Origin of the sequence: Hyalangium sp. (assembly GCF_035629615.1) — a bacterium.
Classification (GTDB): domain Bacteria; phylum Myxococcota; class Myxococcia; order Myxococcales; family Myxococcaceae; genus Hyalangium.
On the sequence record NZ_DASPHO010000143.1, the window covers coordinates 1 to 7,920 of the forward strand.

At 69.9% G+C, this 7,920-nt stretch carries 6 protein-coding genes; all 6 read right to left on the bottom strand.

Going from position 1 to position 7,920, the window contains the following annotated elements:
• Positions 1–805 (bottom strand): DMT family transporter (locus VD972_RS07240; protein ID WP_324982751.1); only part of this gene is annotated, 805 nt, incomplete at its 3' end.
• A gap of 80 nt (positions 806–885) precedes the next feature.
• A complete protein-coding gene (locus VD972_RS07245; RefSeq protein ID WP_324982754.1) occupies positions 886–1,059 on the bottom strand; it encodes a hypothetical protein in 174 nt (57 codons plus the stop codon).
• Between the two features lie 73 nt (positions 1,060–1,132).
• On the bottom strand, positions 1,133–2,098 hold the full coding sequence (locus tag VD972_RS07250; protein ID WP_324982757.1) for a GNAT family N-acetyltransferase: 966 nt from the start codon (positions 2,096–2,098) through the stop codon (positions 1,133–1,135).
• Positions 2,088–2,846 (bottom strand): potassium transporter TrkH, encoded by a 759-nt coding sequence (locus tag VD972_RS07255; RefSeq protein WP_324982759.1) that lies wholly within the window; start codon positions 2,844–2,846, stop codon positions 2,088–2,090. Before VD972_RS07255 ends, VD972_RS07250 begins: the two co-directional genes overlap by 11 nt.
• A gap of 15 nt (positions 2,847–2,861) precedes the next feature.
• Positions 2,862–3,002 (bottom strand): hypothetical protein, encoded by a 141-nt coding sequence (locus VD972_RS07260; RefSeq protein WP_324982762.1) that lies wholly within the window; start codon positions 3,000–3,002, stop codon positions 2,862–2,864.
• Between the two features lie 15 nt (positions 3,003–3,017).
• Entirely contained in the window at positions 3,018–7,910 is a 4,893-nt protein-coding gene (locus VD972_RS07265; protein ID WP_324982765.1) for an Ig-like domain repeat protein, read from the bottom strand.
• Positions 7,911–7,920 lie beyond the last annotated feature (10 nt).

Consider the following 7,920-nt stretch of genomic DNA (forward strand, 5'->3'; position numbering starts at 1 on the left):
CCAGCCGCTCGTACCCCAGCACCACCGAGAAGGCCGCAGCGAACAGCGGCTCCAGCGAGTAGATGATGGCCGCACGCACGGCCGATGTCCGCGCCTGGGCCCACGTTTGCACGCTGAGGGCCACCGCACTGGCGAAGACGCCGCAGAAGACCACTGCTCCCAGGAAGGCGGGCGTCCACTCCACCCGCGCCCCCGCGAAGGGCAGGCACAGCGCGGACAGCAACGTCACCACCCAGAGCTGCACCGCCACCAGCGCGTCCACGCCCTCCTTGGGCGCGTACCGGTCCGTGAAGGCGATGTGGAAGGCGTACGCCACGGTGCACCCCAGGGTGAGCCCATCTCCCCGGGAGAACCCCGCCGAGCCCACGTCCGTCCCCGTGAGGTAGTAGAGCCCCATCGCCGAGAGCACCACCCCCACCAGCGAGGACGCTCGCGGCACCCGCCGGAACAGCACCAGCATCACCAAGGGCACCAGGAGCACGTACAGCCCGGTGATGAACGCCGAGCGCGAGGGCGTGGTGTCCGTCAGCCCCACCGTCTGCAGCGCGAAGCCCGCGAAGAGGAAGATGCCCAGCACGGCCCCTCGCCGCAGGGTGCTCGGGGCGAACATGCGGCGCCCGGCCAGCACGCTGAGCACCGCAGCTCCCACGCCAAAGCGCAGCGTGAGGAACGAGAACGGATCGCCATGGCTCAGCGCATCCTTCACCACCACGAAGGTGGTGCCCCACAGCACCGTGAGGACCACCAGCGCCCCGTCCGCGCGGAGACGCTCCTGGCTCTCCACCCCGGCTTCCGCTTCGGGCATGGGCCGGCTATGAGCGCGCGCGCGACATCAGGGGATGAAGAAGAAGGTGACGCCGAGGATCGCGTAGACGCCCAGCAGCATCACTCCCTCCGCCAGTTGGACTCGCCGTCCAGCGCGATCAGCGTCGCCGCGCCCACGCCGATGCCGATCCCCAGCACCTCCATGAAGATGCGATCCGCGGACAGCCACGGGTTGCCGGCATCTCCAGGAGGGTTGGGCGTTGAAGCAGCGGGGGTAGCGGGAGCGGAGCTCACAGAAGAACCTCGGTGCGAGTCTGGACGGGTGCTTTTGGCCTACCTGCCCCCCTTCGCGCAATCCCCCTGAGCGTCAAACCACCGCGCGCTCCAGCACCACCAGGGGCTTGGTGCCTCCCGAGGCGCTCCATTCGGAGTTGACGCGCCGGGTGAGCTCGGGGGAGGAGGCCCGGAAGCCCGCCCTCCGGAACGTCCGCAGCGAGGCGACATTGTCATCGTCGATGTCCGCGAAGATGCACTCAGCGCCCTGTCGCCGGGCCTCGTCTACCAGGCAGCGGATGAGCTGGTAGGCCACGCCCATCCGGCGGGCCCGCGGCGCCACCACCAGGGAGCGCACCCAGAGCCCCTCCAGCGCCAGTCCCTCCTCGCGGTAGTCGTCCAGGTAGACAAAGCCGCACATCTGCCCCCGCTTGTCGAAGGCTCCCGCCGCCGCCCCCCGTGAGCCGTCCTCGCGAGCCCAGCGCAAAAGGAGCTGCTGGCGCAGGAAGCCCGAGGGCACCAGGAGCCGCTCGCCCGCGAACACGAGCAGCGTGTCGAGATCCTCTTCCCGCAGCAGGCGGACCTCGAGCCGCCCCAGCCACCGCTTCCGCACAGGCCGGGACCACCCGGAGACGGTGAAGTCCCGGAGCCGGCGGACCCACGCTCGCGCCCGAGGCTGGGACCACAGCCCGGACAGCAGCCGCTGGCCCAGAAAGAGCGTGGGGCGCGTCAGCCGGGGCAGCGGGAGGACCCAAGGCCCCCGGCGCACCGCGGTGATGCGCCCAAGCGGCACGCCGGTGGGATCCTTCCCTCCCAGCAGGGAGGCTGTCACCAAGGGCTCCTTCGAGATCACCACGTGCGCCACGAGCTTCCGCCCCACCCGGATGAGCGCCACGTCCCCCCGAGCGAGCTTCTCCTGCGCGCAGCGCAACACCCGGACTGAGTCCCCGCTCCGCAGCAGCGGATACAGGCTGCGGCCGGCGCCCCGCAGCCAGAGCTGCTGGCCGATCGGGGTCGCCTCGACGAGCTCCGCGAGATCGACAGGGTGTCTATTGGCCATCCAGCCACCCTCGGATGAAGCCCCCCGCGGCCTCGTGCTTGCGGAAGACGAAGCGCCTCAGGGGGACGTGCTCGGTGATGCGCGCCAGGCGCTGGAGGATGTCCCCGGGTGAAGCCTCTCCCGGGAGCGGCCGGAACACCTGCCCCATCAGCGCCGCGATGGCCTCCTGGGCTGACACCTCCTCCAATCGCTCCTCGCTGCCCTTCTCGAGCAGGAGCACCGCCGCCAGCCGCGCGCGGGCCCGGGAAGAGGGCAGATCCAGCTCCGAGCAGAACGGGCTGCCCTCCACGCGTCCCTCCGGGTAGAGGGCCACCACCTCATCCGAGAGCACCTCCGCCCCGGCCGCCTGCACACTCAGCCGGGTGAAGGTGGACTTCCCGGCCCCGCTCGGCCCTATGGCCACCACGCCACGCCCCTGGAAGGCCACGCCCGCGGCGTGCAGCAGCAGCCCTCCCTGTCGGAGCGTCGCGAGCTGCATCCCCACGCGCAGCGCCAGCTCCGTGTCGAGCTCCCCTCGGGGGAGCTCCACTCGAACCACCTCCCCCTCCACGCGGAAGCGCGGCCCGGAAGGGTGGCGCGGATCGAGCGGGGCCGCCGGTGGAGTGAGCACCTCGGCGCTTCGCAGCACCAGGTGAGGCGCGTGCTCGGAGGCGCCGAGGAAGGGTGCCAGCGTGCACCGCTCACCTGCTCGGGACAGGAGCGCCTCGTCTACCCCGACGCCCCAATCCCCGAAGCGCAGCACCTGCATCTGGCCTCGGCTCCCCTACAGGCACTCACCCGTGATGTCATCAATGATGCAGCTTGGCTGGAAGAGGTCCGGCACGAGGATGCGCTCCGAGCGCACCTGGGGCGGCGCATAGGCTTTCTTCTTCTTGCGCTCGGGGCTACCTGGTTGAGTCGTCATCACCATGTTCTGCCCTCAATAGTACACCACAACGCGCCCTGGACTCGACTGGCTGTCACCCACCGCGAGGTCCAGCTTTCCATCTCCATTGAAGTCCAAGGTGGTCAGGGTGATGCCCAGCGAGCTGGTGGACTCCAGCTTGGACTGGGAGAAGCCATTCTCCTGCAGCGTGTCGAACTCCACCCCTGGCACGCCCCGGTTGAAGAAGACGAAAGCCGCTCCCCCAGAGATCAGATTCTGGCCCATGGTGAGGTCCGGACGGCCGTCGCCGTTGAGATCGCCCACCGCCAGCGAGGTGCCCAGCCGGCTGCCTCCTCGGATCTCAAGGGGGGGGCCCGCGAAGCCCGCCGCGTTGCCATCGCGGTAGACGACGACCTTGCTCTGGATGGACATGCTCACCACCAGATCAAGCCCGGCCCCGCCCGCCAATTCCATCCCGCCCACAGCCTCGGTCCCCAAGCCGGCGGTGGAGTTGCCCGTGCCGTTAGGGTCCTGATGCAGCACCTGCAGCGCATTGGACAAGGTCACCCCCGTCCCCGGCAGCGAGCGGACGGCGGCGCCCGAGTACACATAGAGGTTGTTGAGCGTCTCGTGGGAGGTGGGCAGGGTAAAGTCCGGCACGCCGTCCCCAGTGATATCTCCCAGCTGGGCATAGCCTCGGTTCCGGCCGAAGAAGGGCGTGCCCACAGGCGCGGTGAAGACCTTGTCTGCGCTGCTGGTGGGGACAAGGCACGCCGTGGTGGCGGTGCAACCGGTGCCCAGGGCACGCCAGGCGGCCGGCGAGCGGCCGTAGAAGAGGTACACCTTGGGTGTAGGCTCGCCGTGGGAGCTCATCATCAGCTCTTGCAGCCCATCCCCAGTGATGTCGCCGATCATCTTCACGGTCAAGCCCAGGAAGGCGCTCGTGATGTTGGGAACGTTGCGGAACTCGATGGGGCCCGTGGTGTCCACCGTGCTGTTGAGGCGGCCGAAGTAGAGGAAGGCCCGGCCGCTGTTGGTCGAATACCCTCGCACGCCGACCAGCAGATCCTGCACCACCTCCGCCGTGGCGTTGCCGACGTCGCCCACGTCGAAGTCGCTCCCGTAGAACTGGGAGCCGACCTCCGGCAGCGACAGGTCCTGCCGTGCCGGCGGCGACGCCACCGGATCGCTCGAGCCATAGTAGACGTAGGCCGAGCCAGGGACGCCGGAAGCGGCGGCCACGACCAGATCATCCCGGCCGTCCGCATTGAGATCGCCGCGCGAGGTGACGTAGAGGGCGTAGTTGTTGCCCGTGGCGCCCGGGTTCGTCAGGGTGAGCTGCCGCCAGAAGTTGTCGAGCTGTGGCGCCACCTGGAAGGGCGCGTAGTTGCCGATCTCATCGCGCGGGCGGAGCTGGATGGAGTACCTCGCCAGCGGCGGCAGCGTCAGCTGGTAGCTCGTGGAGGCCGCCGGGAGCAGGGCGCCCGTCTCCTGCATCACCCTCGCACCGAAGAAGGTGGCCTGGTCCACGATGCCGTTCGCCAGCTGGGCGTTGATCGTCCACCGCAGGTCATAGCCCGCGGGCGTCCCGGAGAGCCCATCGTCTCCGCTGGCCGTCCATGCCACATCCACCTTCGCCGCGCGCTCCTGCCCTGCCACCAGCGTGCGCGTGACCGTGGGCGCGGCCGGTGGCACCACATCCACGGTGGCGACCACACTGTGGCTCGCCACGTTCCCGGAGACGTCCTGCACTCGGAGCTCGAGCGTCCCCGTGGTGTCATGGGTCAGCGTGACCGGAATGTTCACTGTCTCCGGATCGGCCGTGAGGGTGAACTCCGCCGAGGCCGGGTTGCCCAGATAGAAGGCCTGCACCTTGCTGCCAGCGCCCTGGGCCACCGTGAGGGAGAACGTGGCGTTGGCGTCACCGCCCGCCGACAGGTCCACCACCCGATCGGGCTCGGGTGTTGGGAAGAGGAAGGCGTTGGTGTCGGCCACGAAGTAGAGCGTCGTGGGCGTGGGCGAGACGGCGGTGATGACCGGCGGGGTGATGTCCACCGTCACGTCCACGAAGTCCACCGTGCGCACCGCGGAGGCGTTGAGGACCTCCACGGTGAGCCGCGTCTGCTCGCCGTCCACGAGCGTCACGTCGAAGGAGAAGTCGCCCGTCGTCGCATCCGCGGTGGTGGTGGCCTCGGCCGTGCCGGAGGCCCCCCGGTAGAGGGACACGGTGCGCCCGCGACAGTCCAGGGTGTTGCCCATCAGGCGGTACTGCAGGCCGGGCGTCCCGGCGTCCCGGTCGTCCTGCGCCAGCAGCGTCACCACCGGGGAAGACGGAGCCGTGAGCGCGATGACACAGCCAGGCTGGCGTACGTCGACGTTGGCCGCCGTGTCACTGCCCATGTTGCCAGCCGGATCGCTGGCCTGTGCAGTGACTGTCTGCACCCCGATGGGGAAGTTGAGGGTGCCCTGGGCCACGCCGGACACCACCGGCAGATCGCCAATGACGACCTGCCCGCCCGCCCCCACCTGCGTGAGGATGCGGACCGTGCTCAGGTCCCCGCCTCCCACGTTCACCTGCACGGGCAGCTCGGTGCTGTTGTAGACGGTGCTCGCGACGGGCGTCACCAGGTCCACCGTCGGGGCCTCGAGATCCACGGTGAAGGTGCGAACCCCGGGCGCGCTGAGGTTGCCCGAGGCGTCCACGGCGGTGATCGTCAGCGTGTACGTCACCTTTCCCGAGGCCGGCAGGGTGAACTCGTGCGTCGCCACCAGCCCGGAGGGCGTCAGGTCCACCGCGCCGCCGGAGGGAGACAGCTCCATGTGCACGCCGCCCGTCCCCACGTCCGCGTCGGTGTTGACGGTGGCGCGGACCTGAAAGCCCGCGGCGGCCGAGGCGTCATCCGCGATGCCGAACGCCGTCCGCGTGGGCGCGCTCACCACGAGGGTGGGCGCCACCCGATCCAGGCGGAACGAGAAGAAGGCCGCCGTGTTGAGCGGATAGAAGGGCGTGGGGTTGGACACACGGTTCGGATTGCCCGCCTGGTCCGTCACCGTGACGACGAGAGAGTAGTCCGCAGCAACCCCCGTCGGCATGGCCGTGAGGGAGACCGTGGCCTGGCCGCCGCTGGCGCTGGTCTGGCCGTAGAGGATGTTCAGGTTGGTGGCGTTGCGCACCTGCACCGAGCGCCCGTCCTCCAGGCCTTCCACGGTGACGCGGAGCTCCGGCGAGCCCGAGGGCAGCTCCTGGGCGTTCAGCCGCTTGTCGCCATTGGCGTCCCTGAGCAGCTCCACGGAGCGCACCACCGGCTCGACGCTGTCCACCGTAATGGAGATCTCCTGGGAGACGGAGAGAGCGCCATCGTCGAGCACGGCCTTCAGGCCATAGCGGCCGTCGGGGTAGGTGAAGTCCGGGACAAAGTCCGGAACGTTCGCGGCCAGAGTGAACCAGCCCGAGCCATCCCGGCACGGCGCGGCGCCCGGCACGAGGGCCGCATCCGTACAGATGTCCACCACGCCGCTCGCCGAGCGTCCGGGAGCGCTGTACTTGAGGGGCGCCTGGATGCCGACCGCCGCTGGCGTCACGTCCGAGCTGACGAGGTAGACGGGCGCGGGAGAGGCCGTGGGGATCTCCAGGGCGATGTTGCCCGGCTGGGTGTCCACCAGCAGCAGCACCGTGGCGCAGCCGGAAGTGCCTCCCGGACCCGTGAGCTCGGCGCGCAGCACGTTCGCGCCCTCTTCCAGCGCCACACCCGTGAACGTCTTCTCCGTATCCGTCGCCGCTACGGGGACGGAGGCAATCTCCGTCGCCCCGCGCAGCAGCCGCAGTGTCCCCGCGGCCGTGGGCGTCACCTTCAAGCGCACTGACACGAGCAGCCCCCCACCCGTCCTCACGATTCCGTCCGCGGGCCCCAGGTAGCGCCCGGCCGCGGGTGAGAGGAACTCCAGCTCGCCGCCGGTGAACGCCAGGGTCAGCGTCTTCGTCTCCGAGAGGGTGTTCCCTGCGAGATCCGTGGCTCTCACCTCCAGATCACACGTCCCACTCGTGGGAACGGAGACCTCACGCAGCAGCAGGACGCCGCTGGCATCCGCCTGCCCCGCCGCGCCCACCGTCATGCCGCAGCCGGTGGCGAGCACCGAGGCGCGCGGCTCGGTCGTCACATCGAGGGAGATCTGCATGCCGGGGCTCAGCGAGGTGTCATTCAGCCCCTGCCCCAGGGTGTTCTGCCCGGCAGGCAGCCCGTGCACGTTGAACGACAACGAGGGGGCCGTGGTGTCCGCCCCCAACGAGAGCAGTTGGCTCGTGCCACCACCGGGGCAAGTGGCCACAAGGCGGTACTCGCCGTCCGCCGTCAGCGTGAGCGGGATCTGCACGGGGCCGGAGGTAGCCGTCCCACTGGCCGTGATGGACGTGCCGACGGCCCTCACGGTGACGGAGCCGGCCCCCGACTCCACACGGATCTGGGCAGGCGAGGAGCCGACGAGCGCCCCGTCCGCGGGGGAGATGATGCGGCAGAGCGGCCGTCCCAGGGAGACGGTGACGGTCTCCACCGTGCACTGCTCGAGACCTGCCGCATTGCTCACACAGGCCTGCACGGTGTTGGAGCCCTCGGCGAGCTGCGCCGTGAAGGTGGCCGTGCGGTTGCCGCTGCCGGCCACCGTCACCGCCCGCTGGGGACGCGCGAACTGGCCGCTCACGGAGGTGAAGAGCCGCACCTCCGTGCCCTCGGGCAGCGAGTTCACCTGGACGCTCACGGGAGCCTGAACCCCCTCGAGCACCGAGTCCGCATCCGAGGTGATGGTGCTCTGGACGATGAGCGAGAGGGTGGGCGTGGTGCTCGCGACGGTGACGGGGATCTGCCGGGTGGTGACGTTGCCCCCCTCGTCCGCCACGCGCAGGGTGAAGGTGTAGCTCCCGTCCACTGGCACGGTCACGGTGGGGAACGTCACCCCACCGGCC

Bases quoted from the DNA above. Each gene is read 5' to 3' on its own strand.
- VD972_RS07250 (WP_324982757.1), bottom strand. From the start codon at position 2,098: ATGGCCAATAGACACCCTGTCGATCTCGCGGAGCTCGTCGAGGCGACC.
- VD972_RS07255 (WP_324982759.1), bottom strand. From the start codon at position 2,846: ATGCAGGTGCTGCGCTTCGGGGATTGGGGCGTCGGGGTAGACGAGGCG.
- VD972_RS07260 (WP_324982762.1), bottom strand. From the start codon at position 3,002: ATGACGACTCAACCAGGTAGCCCCGAGCGCAAGAAGAAGAAAGCCTAT.